The organism is Zavarzinella sp. (genome assembly GCA_041399155.1).
Lineage (GTDB): Bacteria > Planctomycetota > Planctomycetia > Gemmatales > Gemmataceae > JAWKTI01.
On sequence record JAWKTI010000007.1, the window covers coordinates 44,842 to 61,237 of the forward strand.

The 16,396-nt window shown below is 51.2% G+C and carries 12 protein-coding genes; 8 read left to right on the forward strand and 4 right to left on the reverse strand.

Annotated elements, in window-relative coordinates; all coding sequences use genetic code 11:
- Nucleotides 1–11 precede the first annotated feature (11 nt).
- The 4 genes from R3B84_23570 (at nucleotide 12) to R3B84_23585 (ending at nucleotide 2,881) form a co-directional block, all read left to right on the forward strand.
- A complete protein-coding gene (locus R3B84_23570; protein ID MEZ6143555.1) occupies nucleotides 12–1,034 on the forward strand; it encodes a phage major capsid protein in 1,023 nt (340 codons plus the stop codon).
- A gap of 293 nt (nucleotides 1,035–1,327) precedes the next feature.
- The gene (locus R3B84_23575; GenBank protein MEZ6143556.1) at nucleotides 1,328–1,948 is read left to right on the forward strand and encodes a phage head-tail connector protein; all 621 of its coding nucleotides are present in this window, start codon (nucleotides 1,328–1,330) and stop codon (nucleotides 1,946–1,948) included.
- An 87-nt stretch (nucleotides 1,949–2,035) separates the two neighbouring features.
- Complete coding sequence (locus R3B84_23580) at nucleotides 2,036–2,428, forward strand: hypothetical protein (GenBank protein MEZ6143557.1); 393 nt, start codon at nucleotides 2,036–2,038, stop codon at nucleotides 2,426–2,428.
- Between the two features lie 18 nt (nucleotides 2,429–2,446).
- The gene (locus tag R3B84_23585) at nucleotides 2,447–2,881 is read left to right on the forward strand and encodes a hypothetical protein (protein ID MEZ6143558.1); all 435 of its coding nucleotides are present in this window, start codon (nucleotides 2,447–2,449) and stop codon (nucleotides 2,879–2,881) included.
- A 43-nt stretch (nucleotides 2,882–2,924) separates the two neighbouring features.
- On the opposite strand, the gene R3B84_23590 is transcribed toward R3B84_23585, so the two are convergent.
- Together R3B84_23590 and R3B84_23595 are read right to left on the reverse strand one after the other, a co-directional pair.
- Nucleotides 2,925–3,941, reverse strand: a complete 1,017-nt coding sequence (locus tag R3B84_23590) for an HD domain-containing protein (protein MEZ6143559.1) — start codon at nucleotides 3,939–3,941, stop codon at nucleotides 2,925–2,927.
- A gap of 43 nt (nucleotides 3,942–3,984) precedes the next feature.
- Entirely contained in the window at nucleotides 3,985–6,495 is a 2,511-nt protein-coding gene (locus R3B84_23595) for a hypothetical protein (GenBank protein ID MEZ6143560.1), read from the reverse strand.
- A 257-nt stretch (nucleotides 6,496–6,752) separates the two neighbouring features.
- Here R3B84_23595 and R3B84_23600 point away from each other — a divergent pair, with 257 nt between their 5' ends.
- The 4 genes from R3B84_23600 to R3B84_23615 are packed head-to-tail and all read left to right on the forward strand — an operon-like array spanning nucleotide 6,753 to nucleotide 9,612.
- Complete coding sequence (locus R3B84_23600; protein ID MEZ6143561.1) at nucleotides 6,753–6,992, forward strand: FeoA family protein; 240 nt, start codon at nucleotides 6,753–6,755, stop codon at nucleotides 6,990–6,992.
- A gap of 18 nt (nucleotides 6,993–7,010) precedes the next feature.
- Nucleotides 7,011–7,250, forward strand: a complete 240-nt coding sequence (locus R3B84_23605; GenBank protein ID MEZ6143562.1) for a ferrous iron transport protein A — start codon at nucleotides 7,011–7,013, stop codon at nucleotides 7,248–7,250.
- On the forward strand, nucleotides 7,247–9,415 hold the full coding sequence (gene feoB, locus R3B84_23610) for a ferrous iron transport protein B (GenBank protein ID MEZ6143563.1): 2,169 nt from the start codon (nucleotides 7,247–7,249) through the stop codon (nucleotides 9,413–9,415). Before R3B84_23605 ends, feoB begins: the two co-directional genes overlap by 4 nt.
- Before the next feature lie 2 nt (nucleotides 9,416–9,417).
- Entirely contained in the window at nucleotides 9,418–9,612 is a 195-nt protein-coding gene (locus R3B84_23615) for a hypothetical protein (GenBank protein ID MEZ6143564.1), read from the forward strand.
- 262 nt (nucleotides 9,613–9,874) lie between these two features.
- On the opposite strand, the gene R3B84_23620 is transcribed toward R3B84_23615, so the two are convergent.
- Nucleotides 9,875–12,694: a choice-of-anchor Q domain-containing protein gene (locus R3B84_23620; GenBank protein ID MEZ6143565.1), complete on the reverse strand. Its 2,820-nt coding sequence runs from the start codon at nucleotides 12,692–12,694 to the stop codon at nucleotides 9,875–9,877.
- A gap of 262 nt (nucleotides 12,695–12,956) precedes the next feature.
- Complete coding sequence (locus R3B84_23625) at nucleotides 12,957–16,319, reverse strand: choice-of-anchor Q domain-containing protein (GenBank protein MEZ6143566.1); 3,363 nt, start codon at nucleotides 16,317–16,319, stop codon at nucleotides 12,957–12,959.
- Nucleotides 16,320–16,396 lie beyond the last annotated feature (77 nt).

Genomic DNA, 16,396 nt, shown 5'->3' on the forward strand with positions numbered 1-16,396 from the left:
CGAAGGGCGAAATGCTTCGCAACGACTTGCGGCAGAAGATGCTGGCCAACTCTGCCCAGTACGATCCGGATGAAGCCGCCTGGCTGGTTCGCAAGCTGAACCTGCAGACAAAAGTGCTGGGCACGGGTGTGGCATCTGCCGGTGGCACGCTGGTTCCTGCGGCAGCCAATGGCGAAGTAATTGAACTGCAACGCAACATGGAAGCGTTTGTGCAGGCGGGGGCCCAGGAAATTGCGTTGCCACCGAACGGGCGGATTCAGTTTCCCAAGTTAACGGGTGGTTCCACTGCATATTGGGTGGGGGAAGGTTCTGCCATTACCGAAAGCACCCCAGCTACAGGCAACCTGGAATTGCAGGCCAAAAAGCTGGGCATTTTTGTGAAAGTAAACAACGAGCTGTTGCGGTTTGCATCGCCATCTGCGGAAGGCTTGATTCGTTACGACATGGCCCGCGTGGCAGCACTGAAGGCTGACCTGGCGATGCTGGAAGGTTCCGGCGGCACCCAGATTGAAGGATTACTGAATTACGATTTCACCACACACACGGCCAGTTCGCCTGGCACCAACGGCAATACGTTTGAAGTGCAGGATGTGGCATTGATGGAAAGCAAACTGCCAGACGCGGTGCGTGCACCCACGGCATGGATGATGCGAAAGACAATGTTTGCCGCGTTGATGAATCGCCGAAGCGATGCGGTCAGTGCCAGCGATGCCAAAGGGAGTTTTCTGTTTCATCCCACGCGGCATGCCAGCGACGCCCCACCAATTGAATTGTATGGCACTCCAGTAGTGCGATCTTCGCAGATTGCCAACAACCGCACCAAGGGCAGCGGAGAAGATCTGACCTACATTGTGCTTGGCTACTTCCCGGATTGGATTATTGCCCGCATGGGTGTGATGGAGTTCATGGCTTCGGGCTATGGTGATACCGCGTTACAGAACGACCAGACCTGGCTGCGGGGTATTCAGCATATTGATGCTGGCCCACGGCACGAAGCCAGTTTTGTAGTGTGCGACCAATTGCTGGAAGCGTAACGTTATTGACCTCACCCCGGCTTCGCGACCCTCACAGGAAAGTGAAAAGGCATGATGTGACTGATTGCAATCTCCCCTTCCTTGCGAGGGAAGGGGGCCGGGGGTTAGGTTCTTGGTTTGACCTCCTCGCAGGAGAGGGGAAAGGCAGGTTGTGGCTTTGATTTACTACAGACGATTGTGCCCCGCAATCGTCATTCCCGTGAAGGCGGGAATCCAGAGCCCACAAACGTGAACAAGCATCGCAAAGTAGTTTGTTGCATTGAGTCGAAAAGAATTCGTATTGGAGAGCCAACATGGCGATTGATAGTTTAGCTAATATTAAAATCCGCCTGGGCATTACGGGCACGGATGATGATACCTTGTTAACAGACCTGCAAAGTTCTGCTGATGCCTGGATCAATACATTCACGGGTCGCACGTGGAATGGGGGCACCTTTACCGAATACTTCGCGGGCAACCAAAGCCACGCGGTGGTGCAGAACTATCCCATTGCAGAAGTAAGCAGTGTGAAGGTAGATCTTGCCAGGAGCTTTGGTTCGGACAGCCTGTTGGATTCTTCGCGATATCTGGTGCATGCCAATCGTGGGGTGATCCAGGCCACTGCAGGGATGTTTGTGCCAGGCGCAGGCACGGCCCTGGTGAATAACGATCGCCGCACATGGATGGCACTGGCACGTGTTGTGCAAGTGGTTTACACTGTTGCCGATGCCCCACCAATTGATCTGAAGCAGGCCTACGCTCGGTTGATTGGTTACTGGTACCGCACCATTAAAACGGAAGTGGCCAGCAACTATCAGAATGTCAGCCAGCAGAAGTATGGCGATTCGTTCTTTATCTACCAGGTGGCCAATCGCCTGGATTTCCCAGCAGAAATCACCACGATGATCCGCCACTACCGATCACCTGCGGTGTAGGGGGAAGCAAGTACTTGCTGAACTGCAAGGCGTCTGTCATAATAAGGCAATCAGGTGCCTGCCCAATCACCATATGAGGAAGCACAGATGAGTGTCAACGAAACAAAACCTCGATCGTTTTACGATTTGAATATTCTGAAGACTGTACGCAATTTCGAAGTTGTCCAACAATGGAAGGCAAAGATTGCTCAACTTCAGAATTTCAAACAGTTAGTCGACGATTGGGATGGCGAAGGAACTGACGCTCCAGACCATGTGCTGGTAGATGCCGCAATAGCCCTGGCGAATGAACTTGAATTGAATGATGTTGTCCCACCTACGATGATTCATGTAAGTGTTAACTCAACGGTGTATTTCGAATGGCATCTTGATAATGGATACTGCGAAATTGAAATAATCTCGCCAGATCATGCGGAATGTCATTTGTTGAGAAATGGTGATGGTGAAGCTGAAGAAATGGTTATTCCATTACCAACTTAACATCATCTGGCTTAACTAATGAAGTCCGAAGCTTCTTCAATTACCAGCGATGAATGGTTGCTGCGACGAATCTGGCACGAGCGATTTTTCCCCAGGATTTCTCCTAACGCGTTTCTTCCAAGAACAAAAGGCAGGGATATTGACGAACATGGAATCAGCCTGTTTCGACTATCATGTTTGAATAGTCCCAGTGATATTCTGGTTACTATGGACTCTGAAAAGCGCCTGCTCACTGGGATTGTGCAAATCCCAGTTTCAAAATTATTTGAGTTAGGCATTCAAGTGGTATCAGATCCTATTCCAGATATCCTTGGCCACGTACTTATTCCGGAGATTAGTTCGACAACATACACGAACGACAAGCTGCAAATAATCCAATTGATGAAGCAACTTGCTGATATGGCAAACGAGGAGGGCAATCAACTCATTATCCCCAGCTCCAAAACAACATAATTTCAGCTAGATTGCTGCTAAAACAATTTTTAGTGATTGCCCGCTATACTTCTCGATCGCGGTAGAGTAGGGCCATCAGGTTTGGGTCTCGTTCGGTGAACGGGCCTGCCGAAACATCTTTCGTCAGACAGCGGCAGTACATTTCCATTTTGGCATCCAGATCATCCAGGTGGTGGATGACAAGCACTTCCGGAATGTTGGGTAGGCGGGGAGAGCCCCACTCTGGTAGTTTCAAGTAGCTGGCAATGATGTGCAAAAGCAGTCGTACTCTTTCAGGATGCAGATTCTCAATGGTACGGGCAGCATCCCGCACCAGGTCGTGGGCCAGCATTGCGTGCCCTAACAGTACTCCGTCAATCGTTTGCTCTGCAGGTGCGTCTGGGACATCGGCAGGCTTCAATTCCAGCACGCGACCAATATCGTGCAGCACTGCACCGGCGACGATCAGTTCCACATTCAGTGGGGGCTGCAATTCGTTGTAAATTTCTCGATAGCGGTGACCCAGCAGGGCAGCGTGCTGGCTGACACGCAGCGTGTGTTCCAGCCACCCACCTGGAAAGGGGTAGTAGCGGTGCCTGCTGCCCGGCAGCACCTTCAGCAGTTGTTGGTGCGTCTGCAAAATCGATAGCACCAAATGCTGAAAAGGCGGATCGGCAATTTCGGCCTGCACCAGTTCGACCAGTTGCTGATAGGCCAATTCCGGGTCGGAGCGGGCAATCAGTTGGTAGCGTTTCGGATCAAAACCTTCTGCAAAGTCTTTCTCTTCCACCAGGCGAATTTTCTGCACTTCCAGTTGGGGACCGAAACGGGGATTTTCAACATAGTCGGCAACAATTTTGAAAAACTGGCCCACCTCCCAGTCGCGTTCCACATACGGAAACAGCCGACCATCCGCCCAGAACAACGCACCGACGGTGCGTTTGGTATCGGTGAACTTGCAGACGAAATAGGCTTTTTTGTCCCGCGTCAACTGGCGATATTTTTCTGCCAGGCGGGCAAAAAAGATCCCCGTTTCACCCGATTTCAGGTCGGACAATTCCTTTAAGGTGGGTGGATTCATGATGCAGACGATGGGGTGAAGTGAAAAAATTCTGAGAACGCGGTTACTTCCCACCTACCTGTGGGACGGGAATGAGAACAATTCGGTCTTTCTTTTCAGGAATCAATGTCAATAGCTGATGCGGCACTGACAGGAAAGCTGAGACATTACTGCCGGGTGCGGAAAGATCTCCAGCAGGTGCCTCAATCGTTGCCACTGGTTTGAAGGTTTTTGAACTATAGACCGTCACGCCATTTTCTGGCTGTTCTGCATAGTATTTCTTGCCACCATCCAGGTGAAGGTGCAAGTAGAAGTCATCGCTGGAGGCGGGGAGTAGTTTCAGACTCGGTTCCCCAGCCAGTTTGCCTAACGAGAAGGAACTACCCGGGAGGGTCCGGAGCTGATCGCTAAACACACCATGTCCACTGACAAACAGTTGCTTGCCCGTGGCAGACGGGATCACGTAGTCGGTCACGGAATCTTCCGAGGCTTCCTTCCAGTCTTTCCCAGCAATACTAATGCTGGATGCGGAAAGTTTGCCACCTACGCGTAGCTGTTTACTGCCGAACACCTGACCATTCCCACTAATCCAGACATCGCTGCGTGGGAAGACGGTGGGAATCGTTGCAGAGGGTGATTTCATGATTTTCAGGCTTTCCAGGTCAACCAGGTGCGTGCCACGGTCGCCTCGCACCCACAGTGGGCCGTTGGAAGCAAAACCCATCTGCATCTGTTCCACACGGTTGAATGGTGTGGGTGCCAGTTTTTTCCGCTTTCCAGTGGCCAGATCGTAACTGGAAAACGACGACACGGTATCGCTGAAGATCACCACACTATCTGCAGATGCTGCAAACGGCGTTTTTGCGTTCGGCAGTGGGATCACTGCGACCCGTTCGCGGGTGGTCAAGTCGTAAATCGCCAATTGGGGCAGTACGGTATACCGCACCACCACGTAACGACCGTGCCCACCGTAGCAATAGTCGTCGAAGGTGGCGGGCAGTTCGATTTCCGTACGCTCCGTCAGTTTGGTGGGCTCCATATCTGGTGCCACTGCAGGTGCGGGGGAGACAAAGTCGATCACATCACCGCTGGGCACCTTGGGATCCACTTTGGGCATCGGATTCATTGGCATTGGGTCTTTTGGCTTCGGATCGACCTTAGGTGCCAGCGCCTTACAAAGCTCTGATTCTTTGAGTGGCCCTGAAATAGAAGATGGCAATGGGATCACTTTGACATTTTTATCCGTTACAAAGGCAATATAACCTTTGTTGAACGAAAAGTGGGTATTGGAAAATACCTGATAACCATCACTGAATCGGGTATCCCGTTCGATAGTAGCTAGTATGTGACGAACATTGTAATAAGTAAGAATTCGAAGCTGATCGGGCTTGACCCCATTTCCAAGTTCATATTCCAAAACATGTTCACTATCAAAAGCAGGAATCCGTACAAGATTTGGGTCGATTTTGTCACTCCAAACTTCTTGTGTTGGCAATTCCTTTGTAATTAAAGGTAGAACATGTCCAGAATCAAGAAAGGCATTATCACCCCTTCCAGACAATCTGATACGCACATTGACGTTAGGTAACTGTATATCTTTTTCTAGTTTTTTCAGAAGAATCTGACGTTGTTGAAGATTGACAACTGCAATCTTGTCAGCACGGTCAAATTGTGCCAGTAAGGCGATGTTTTTACTTGGCGAAGTCCAGGTTGTAGGATAATAGTCTTTGCTGTCAAGCACATCATGTGCAAGTCTTCCGAGGTAGTACGTCCGCAAAGTAGAGGAATCCAACAGTACACGTTGATGCTTCTTGGTAGAAAGCCATTGGTAGTTTTGCTGATAACTGCCCGCTAAGTGTATCGGTAATTGCTGGATAGTTTTTGTAATACCAGGTGTTCCTGATGTTGTGTATTGAGTGAGTTTGCCATGGTCTGGATGGCAAACAATCGGTAAAATGTGGCCAGAAAGTTCACCAGCACCTTCAGGAACTTGCAAGTTCATAAAATATTCTTTACTGCCATCCAGTTTGAAGTAACTTAATTTGCCGTCAGTAGTGATCACAGCAATTGATTCTCCATAATCCAGAATTGCATGGGAAGCAATTCCGTTTGGAAACTCTTTCATAATTGGTTGTTTCAAACGTACAGGTGTATAACCTGTGGTCTCCAAATTGGATCGGGGTAGCGGCATCCATTGAAGACCGTCTTCCGTTCGTGGTACGCTGCCAACCCCTTCAATATTAATACTGGTTGGCCCTCCATTACCAGGCATCGGTGGGATGGGTGGGATACCCGGAATCCCTGGGCGTGGGCCACCTGGGCCGCCCGGAATCCCTGGTTGTGGGCGGCGACTTCCAGGTGGGGGTGGGACCTTCGAAGGATCGGTATTTACCTTAAAGGGATCATCTTCATCATTCTTTAATTCATCCTTGGCACCGCGTAGGCGTGCCAGCAGTTCCGTCACTTTTTCGTTGGCCACGTAGTACAGGGTTCCCCACAGACCTCCTGTGATGAACAGGGCCACGATCATCCCAATAAAAAAGCCTTTCAGCATCCCGGTGCTTTGCTGTGCCATCGAATTTACCCCAAAATAATCCTACCCCACAGTATAGTGGAAAGTGGGTAAGGCCAAAAGCTGTATTTCACCTGCAATCAGATACATAACCGGTCATTTATATTTTTTGAAGGCTATCTTCTCAACAATATCATCACCGGTCGGTTATATTATGAAGATTTTCTGAACGGAAATCCGACTACCACCTTGACATTGTGTCCAAAGCTGCTGTAGAATGATACTTAGTCTCAACAAGCACGCCGCAGGAAACCTCTTACATGATTCCGTTCGCACAATTGACCGCAGGTGAGTGGGCTGAAGTCGTGGAAATCGATGGCGATGCCTGCTATGTTCAGCATCTGCGAGAGCTGGGCCTGCACCCAGGCACCGCCTTTCAATTGGTGCGGCACGGCTCCCCTGCCATGGTGCGTGTGCATGGCAGCGTTTTTGCTGTCCGATTCTGCGATGAATGCTCACTCTGGGTGCAGCCCACCCAGCCAGTTCTGATCAACAATTGAGCAAGTGGTTAACAATTGATGAGATTAAGTGACTTAGCCATTGGTCAGGTGGGGATTATCACAGGAATGGGTGCGTTTTCTGCCTCCACCCAGAGATTAATGGAACTGGGTGTGCTGGAAGGCGAGCAGATTTCCATTGTTGCCATCCCACCGTGGGGCGATCCGCTGGAAGTTGAAGTCGGTGCTACCCGCCTGAGCCTGCGAAAATCTGATGCCCAGTTAATTGAAATTGAACTTCTCCCCCCTGTGTCTTCATGAAACCCTCCCTTCGAATCGCCTTGATTGGCAATCCCAACACGGGCAAATCGACGTTGTTCAACCGCCTGACCGGTTTACGTCAGCACGTGGGCAACTATCCCGGGGTTACGGTCGACATTCATACGGGAAAGAAGGAATTTCAGGGACAACAATTCGAATTTATCGATCTGCCAGGCACTTACAGCTTGTCGGCCCGCAGCCCCGATGAGATGCTGACACTCGATCTCTGTACCGGGACTTTGCCACAGCAGCCCCCACCTGATGTGGTGGTTTCGATTGTGGATGCTGCCAATCTCGACCGCCACCTGTACCTGACAACACAACTTCTGGATATCGGTATTCCGCTGGTGCTGGTGGTCAACATGATTGATGTGGCCGAGCAGCAGCAAATCCGCATCGATTATCAGAAACTGGCGGCCCAACTGGGCATTCCGGTGGTGCCTGTGCGTGCGGATCGTGGCGAAGGGATCGACAAACTTCTGGAACAGCTTGCCCACCTGCCTCCTGCACCGACAACAAAAGTGGATTTTCCCCCACCTGTGGTGGCAGCAATTGAGAATGTGCTGCAACTGGGCTGCACCTCCCACGTCCATGCGATGCGGGTTCTGTTCGACCGTGGCGGCTATGCCGAACAGCGTTTTCTGGCAGAACAGCCACAGAAACAGCCAGAATTGGCCACTATTCGCGAAAATCTACAGACTGCGGGTTTCCCCGTGCCCATGGTGGAAGCGAAAACCCGCTACCACTGGCTGAAAGGCCAATTAGCCAGCGTCATCCAGCGACCCAGCCAACGCCCACGCACCACAACGGATCGGCTGGATGCCATTCTTACCCACAAACTGTGGGGCACGTTGATTTTTCTGCTGGTGATGGCGATCATTTTTCAACTGATTTTTGCCTGGTCCGGCTATTTCATGGCACCGATCGAGCAATCGCAGGAATGGCTGAGCAATCAGGTGGAAAAGGTGCTGTCGCCCGGTTCGTTTCGCAGCCTGATTATTGATGGAATGATCAATGGCGTGGGCAGCGTGCTGATCTTTCTGCCACAAATCTGCCTGCTGTTCGGCGTGATCGCGGTACTGGAAGATTGTGGTTACATGGCACGTGCGGCTTTTCTGATGGATAAACTGATGTCCCGCTGCGGGCTGAACGGCAAATCGTTTATCCCCATGCTTTCTTCTGTTGCCTGTGCGGTGCCGGGCATCATGGCAACGCGGGTCATTGAAAATAAACGAGATCGCTTCGCAACGATTCTTGTCGCACCACTGATGAGTTGTTCGGCCCGCCTGCCGGTGTACACGCTGGTGATCTGGACTTTCCTCCGTGACCCGATCTGGCTGCCAGGACTGGTGCTGTTTGGTGCCTACATGATTGGGTTTGTCACCGCACCGCTGGTGGCGTTGGTGTTAAAACGCACCTTGCTGAAAGGTGAAGCACCCGTTTTCATTATGGAAATGCCGCCTTATCGTCGGCCACAGATCGGCTCGATTGTGCGTCGGATGTCTCGTGCCGGTACTGCCTTTGTGGTGCGGGCAGGAACGATGATTTTTGCCGCCGTCATCCTCATCTGGGCCAGTTTGTATTACCCCACGGTGAATCAGGATGGGCAATCCTACCCAGAGCAAATTCAGGTGCTGGAAGAAAAATTGGAACTGGAACCTGAAAATGAAGAATTTCTCACTAATGAGATTAATCGGGTGAAGGCAGAATGGCGGGAAAAAAGTTATCTGGGACGCACCGGTAAGGCAATGGAACCGATTTTTGCCCCACTGGGGTGGGATTGGAAAACCAACGTGGCGGTGCTGTCCAGTTTCCCCGCACGTGAAGTGATTGTGGGCACCATGGGGATGCTCTATCAGCAGGGGGATGTCGATCCGGGCGACATTCAGGATGCGGATGACCCTGGCACCACCCCATTGAGCGAAGCGATTAAGTCGGAATGGGAAGCCGATCCGTTGCGAAGTCGTTACCGCATCCCGATTGCCCTGGGGGTGATTGTTTTCTTTGCCTTGTGCTGTCAGTGCGTCTCCACCCTGGCCGTCATCCGGCGGGAAACGAAAAGCTGGTTCTGGCCCACGTTTACCTTTGTCTACATGACCGTTCTGGCCTATGTCGCCACGCTGGTGGTGGTACAGGTAGGCAAACTGATCATTGGGGGTGGCTAAACATGTCACTCGACTGGCAATCGATTGCCACAGGCGTCCTGATCGGGATTGCTCTGGCTTATGTGCTGTTGCAGGTAATCCAGACCTGGCGTGGCAGCGGAAAAGGCTGCGGCAGTGGTTGTGGAAAATGCTCCAGCCCCACCGTTGAAGAAAACCCCACCCACAATCGCATCCCACTGAGCCAGCTCCACGATTGATGGAACAACTACATTCCGTGGGCTTGATTCCCATCCCTCACGGACGCAGATATTTGATGCCCCACATTTTCCAAGTAAGAAGTGCCGTCTAAGCGTAGCCCGGTCCGTATGCGTGCGATACCGACAATTTACAAGGCTGAATCCTGCCTCAGGCACGAAGTGCCGTCTAAGCGTAGCCCGGTCCGTAAGGGCCGGGAATTTGATGCCCACATTTTCCAAGGCCTGTAGGGCCGTCTATGGCTCACAACGCGAATTACCCACTCTAACTCGCCAGCATGCGGGTGGGGTTATTGGGGTTCAGGAGCACAAAATTGTTGCCCGGCAGTGCCTTCGACCACTGCCACAGGCCGACACCACCAAAGTCGATGTACAGGATGCCATCGTTGCCCATCACCATGCTTTCCGGGTTGTTGGTATTGATCAACTCAAAGTTGGTGCCGGGGAGCGTTTTCGACCAGCGCCAAAGACCTATTACGCCGAAGTCGATGTACAGGAAACCGTCCGTGCCATAGTACAAACTATCTGCATTATTCGTGTTCAATTGCTCAAAGTTGTTTCCCGGAAGATCTTTCGACCAGCGCCAAAGGCCCACCGCACCAAAATCGATATAGAGCATTCCTTCCGGACCAAACACCATCGTGTCGGGGTTATTGGTGTTGATCAATTCGAAGTTAGTACCTGGCAGTGATTTGGACCAGCGCCAGAGGCCCACCGCACCGAAGTCGATATAGAGCATGCCATCCGGGCCGAAAATCATATTGTCCGGACTGTTGGCATTGATGAGTTCAAAATTGTTGCCTGGCAGCGTTTTCGACCAGCGATACAGCCCGAATGAATAGGACAGGTACAGAAACCCATCCGGGCCAAACAGCATCTGCTTCGGTGGGTTGGGGTTGATGAACTCATATCCCGTGGGCTCCGACCAGCGGTAAAGGCCGTACTGGGCACCATAGTTGAGGTACAGGAAGCCATCGTCTCCCAGCATCATCTGCTGTGGGCCAAAAATGTGCAGGTGCTTGTAACCGGTATCGGGGTGCAGCGAGTACAGCCCTGCCGCACCAAAGTTGATGAAGAGCGTACCATCTTTCCCTTGCAGAAATTCCAGGGCCTGGTTGGAATTCAAGCGCGAAAACGATGTTGGGGTGCGTTGGTACAGACCGAAGCCGGGCCCGAAATCGACATAGAGATTCGATGGCTGCTGTTCAAACGCTCCAATGTCGGCTGTACCCAAGCGGTTCATGCCCCGTTGATCGCGCAGAGGAGAAACTCCGGTGGCAGCATTAATCGCGGGACTGCCAGCCAGCAGAGAATGAGTCTGGGTCGGCCCGCCGTTATCGGCCAATACCCCAAGCATCGGATCAGCGGTAATCGTGCCTGTCAGGTTGTTGGTCCCACCCGTGCCAGCAATCACTTCAATGATGTTGTTGCTGCCATTTAATGTGCCGGTGTTTCGGAAAATATCGGCACCACCTGCCCCGCCAGTGGTGTTGGCAATAATGGAATTGTTCACGGTCACCGATCCACCAAAGACCCATACCGCGGCACCGTTCGCTGTGTCGATGCTGATGGAATTGCTGATGGTGGTATGGTTTAAAGTCAACTCTCCACTAGTATCAATAGCGGCACCATCATTATTTGAACGATTGCCCGACAACGTACTGTTGCTGATCGTCAGCGTGCCGCCGTTGCGAATCCCACCACCAAAATTGGTTGTAGAATTATTGCTGACGGTACTGTTGCTGATCGTCAGCCTACCATCGTTTAAAATCCCACCGCCTGCATTGCTTCCAGAATTCCCATTCGCAATCGTCAGATTGTTGAGTGCGGCATGGACGCTGATGTTTACTGTCAGCACCCGCACGGCGTTGTTGCCACTGATGGTAACACCATTGGTGGGGCCGTTGATCGTAGTAAGATTTGCCGCACCGGTTTCGGTCAGAGTCAACTGGGAGCCCAGGGTGATGACGCCCGATTTTGCAATTTCAATCGTGTTGGCCCCTGGGTTACTGTTGGCCATGTCAACGGCTTCCCGCAGCGATAAGTTCCCTTTCGAAATATTGCCGTCCGAAATGTCGGTGAGTTCATCGACTGTGAACTTGGTCAGTTCCACCGCACCAATATCCGGCGTGCTGTCGCGTAACAGCCCCCGTTGATCGGTCAGTGGGGCAAACAGCGGATTACCAGCATTCAACGCGGGGCTGCCCGCCAGTGGAATGTGGGTCTGTGTCGGCCCACCAAAACTGCCCAGTACCGACAGATTGGGATCAGCAGTGATAGTGCCTGTCAGGTTGTTGGTCCCACCCGTACCAGCAATCGATTCAATAACATTATTGGTTCCATTCAGAGTTCCCGCACTGCGGAAAAGATCCGAAGTTGTAGAGTTGGCAATAATGGAATTGACCATTTCTACTAGATTGTCGTTGAACAACGCAATACCAGTCGATCCAGTGATAGTGCTATGATTTAATGATAGGGTACTACCACTATCATTATAAATGGCTGCTCCTGCTGTATCCGCCCGATTTGCCGAAAACGTGCTGTTACTGATCGACAATGATCCATTGACATTTCTAATCGCACCACCAGTAGTTGTAGCCCAGTTGTTTCTGAAGGTACTGTTGTTGATCAACAGCGTGCCACCGTTGTTGCGGATGGCACCACCAACTGAAGATTTACCATCGACAATCGTCAAGTTGTTTACAGCCACATGCACATCATTGTTAATATCCAGCACCCGAACAGCATTGTTGCCACTGATCGTCACACCGTTCGCAGGGCCATTGATGGTGGTGATGTTCGCAGCACCGGTTTCGGTCAATACCAGTTCGCTACCCAGAATGATCGTGCCAGTAACCGAAAAATTAATCGTATCCGCACCCGCGGTGGTATTGGCAGCAGCAATTGCTTCGCGAAGCGAGACATTCCCCACATCAATGCCGTCGTTTTCATCGACAAGCGTATTCACAGTGAATGTGGCAGGTACCGCCCGATCTTCGAGCGATTCCAGTTGCAGGCGACGAGACTGGGTGCTGTTACCAGTCGAACTTTGGAATAACTGTGCAAGTTTTGAAATCAGCAACATGAAAACTCCGATCGGGCTGCGAGGTTTGGATAATCGTAGAACCGTCCTAATTTACTAGGTTGCCGTGATGCAAACAACCCAAATTGCCAATTTGTTAAAAGTTTCCCATTTTTTGCAATCGTTATAATCGGACGTGAATACGTAGTCTTTAGGGGCACAAGATTCGTGCTTGGTTTTAAAATTTTCGTTCTGATGTTGCGACGATGCCTGGCCTGTCACGATTACAATGCAGGCCGATCGCACCGAAAATGAGATACTTTGACTAACTCGCCAGCATTCTTGTGGGGTTATTGGGGTTCAGGAACACAAAATTGTTGCCCGGCAGTGCCTTCGACCACTGCCACAGGCCGACACCACCAAAGTCGATGTAGAGCATGCCATCGTTGCCCATCACCATGCTTTCCGGGTTGTTGGTATTAATCAACTCAAAGTTGGTGCCGGGGAGCGTTTTCGACCAGCGCCAAAGACCTATTACGCCGAAGTCGATGTACAGGAAACCGTCCGTGCCATAGTACAAACTATCTGCATTATTCGTGTTCAATTGCTCAAAATTGCTTCCAGGCAGATCTTTCGACCAGCGCCACAGGCCGATCGGGCCAAAATCGATATACAACATTCCTTCCGGCCCAAACACCATCGTGTCGGGGTTATTGGTGTTGATCAATTCGAAGTTAGTACCTGGCAGTGATTTGGACCAGCGCCAGAGTCCCACCGCACCGAAGTCGATATAGAGCATGCCATCCGGGCCGAACACCATGTAATCCGGGCTGTTGGTGTTCAGCAGTTCAAAATTGTTCCCTGGAAGCGATTTCGACCAGCGATACAGCCCGAATGAATAGGACAGGTACAGAAACCCATCCGGGCCAAACAGCATCTGCTTCGGTGGGTTGGGGTTGATGAACTCATATCCCGTGGGCTCCGACCAGCGGTACAGGCCGTACTGGGCACCATAGTTGAGGTACAGGAAGCCATCGTCTCCCAGCATCATCTGCTGTGGGCCAAAAATGTGCAGGTGCTTGTAACCGGTATCGGGGTGCAGCGAGTACAGCCCTGCCGCACCAAAGTTGATGAAGAGCGTACCATCTTTCCCTTGCAGAAATTCCAGGGCCTGGTTGGAATTCAAGCGCGAAAACGATGTTGGCGTGCGTTGGTACAGCCCGAAGCCGGGGCCGAAATCGACATAGAGATTCGATGGCTGCTGTTCAAACGCACCAATGTCGGCTGTACCCAAGCGGTTCTTGCCCCGTTGATCGCGCAGAGGAGAAACTCCAGTTGCAGCATTGATCGCAGGGCTGCCTGCCAGCAGAGAATGTGTCTTCGTCGGCCCGCCGTTATCGGCCAAAATGCCCAGCATCGGATCAGCGGTAATGGTGCCTGTGAGGTTATTCGTGCCACCAGTACCGGCAATTACTTCAATAATGTTGTTGCTGCCATTTAATGTGCCGGTGTTTCGGAAAATATCGGCACCACCTGCCCCGCCAGTGGTGTTGGCAATAATGGAATTGTTCACGGTCATTGTGTTGCCGTTCCAGATTGCGGCCCCATCCGTTGCATCGTTGCTGATGGAATTGCTGATGGTGGTATGATTTAAAGTCAACGTATCACTATTATCAATGGCAGCACCATCTTCATTGGAACGATTGCCTGACAGCGTGCTGTTGCTGATCGATACAGTGCCGTTAAGGATGCGAATCCCACCACCAAACCTGGTTGCAGAATTGTTGCTGAAGGTGCTGTTGCTGATCGTCAGCGCACCGCCATCGTTGTTAATACCACCACCTTGAGAGGATGCAGAATTATTACTCAGGGTACTGTTGCTGATCGACAGTGTGCCATTGTTGTTAATACCACCGCCAAAACTTGAATTGCCATTGGCAATCGTCAAGTTGTTCAGCGCCGAGTGGACATCGATGTTGATACTAAACACCCGCACGGCGTTGTTGCCACTGATGGTAACACCATTGGTGGGGCCGTTGATCGTAGTAAGATTTGCCGCACCGGTTTCGGTGAGGGTCAACTGGGAACCCAGGGTGATGATGCCCGATTTCGCAATTTCAATGGTGTTAGCCCCTGGGTTGCTGTTGGCCATGTCAACGGCTTCCCGCAGCGATAAGTTCCCTTTCGAAATATTGCCGTCCGTTGTGTCGGTTAGTTCATCGACAACGAACGTTTGCAGCACTTCCACCGCACCAATATCCGGCGTGCTGTCGCGTAACAGCCCCCGCTGATCGGTCAGTGGGGCAAACAGGGGATTGCCAGCATTCAACGCGGGGCTGCCCGCCAGCGGAATGTGGGTCTGCGTGGGCCCACCAAAACTGCCTAGTGCCGACAGGTTGGGATCTGTTGTAATCGTGCCTGTCAGATTGTTGGTGCCACCGGTATGGTTGGTGGTTTCGATGATATTGTTACTGCCATTTGTTGTGCCACTAGAACGGGCAAAATCGTTTCCGGAACTGCTGTTGGCAATAATGGTGTTGAAAAGGTTGACAGTGCCACCAGTTTGGCGAATCCCACCACCATAAGTGCCGGCAGAATTGTTACTGAAGGTGCTGTTGCTGATCGTCAGCGTGCCACTGTTGAAAATCCCACCACCTTGAAAGTCCGTCGAATTGTTACTGAAGGTGCTGTTGCTGATCGTCAGCGTGCCACTGTTGAAAATTCCACCACCTTGAAAGACCGTCGAATTGTTACTGAAGGTGCTGTTGCTGATCGACAGCGTACCGCCATTGTTTGAAATCCCACCACCAGTAGATGTTGCAGAATTGTTGCTGAAGGTGCTGTTACTGATCAACATCGTACCAGTATTGTTGCGAATCCCACCGCCATCACCATTTGAAGAATTGTTACTGAATGTGCTGTTGCTGATCGTTAGCGTACCGTCAGTGTTGAAAATCCCACCACCTTCATCTGAAGTATTGTTACTGAAGGTGCTGTTACTGATCGTCAGCGTACCGCCACCGTTGAAAATCCCACCACCAGCGAACGCAGAATTGTTACTGAAAGTGCTGTTGTTGATCGTCAAAATACCGCCATTGTTGTTAATCCCTCCGCCAACAACGCCTGCCGCATTGTTACTGAAAGTGCTGTTGCTGATCGTCAGTGTACCGCCATTGTTGTTAATCCCACCACCAGCGCCCGCAGAATTGTTACTGAGGTTGCTGTTGCTGATCGTCAAAATACCGCCATTGTTGTTAATCCCTCCGCCATCAGTAGAACTTCCGTTAACAATCGTTAAATTGTTGAGTGCCACATGCACATTGCTTTGAACATTAAAAACAAGTACAGCGTTGTTGCCGCTGATGGTAATTCCACCTTCTGGGCCATTGATGGTGGTGATGTTTGCAGCACCGGTTTCAGTCAATTCCAGTGAGCTATCCAGAATGATCGTGCCAGTAACCGAAAAATTAATCGTATCCGCACCTGCGGTAGAATTGGCGGCGGCAATTGCCTCGCGAAGCGAGACATTCCCCACATCAATCCCGTCGTTTTCATCGACCAGCGTATTCACAGTGAATGTGGCAGGTACCGCCCGATCTTCGAGCGCTTCCAGTTGCAGGCGACAAGACTGGGTGCTGTTACCAGTCGAACTTTGGAATAACTGTGCAAGTTTTGAAATCAGCAACATGAAAACTCCGATCGGGCTGCGAGGTTTGGATAATCGTAGAACCGTCCTAATTTACTAGGTTGCCATGCTGCAAACAA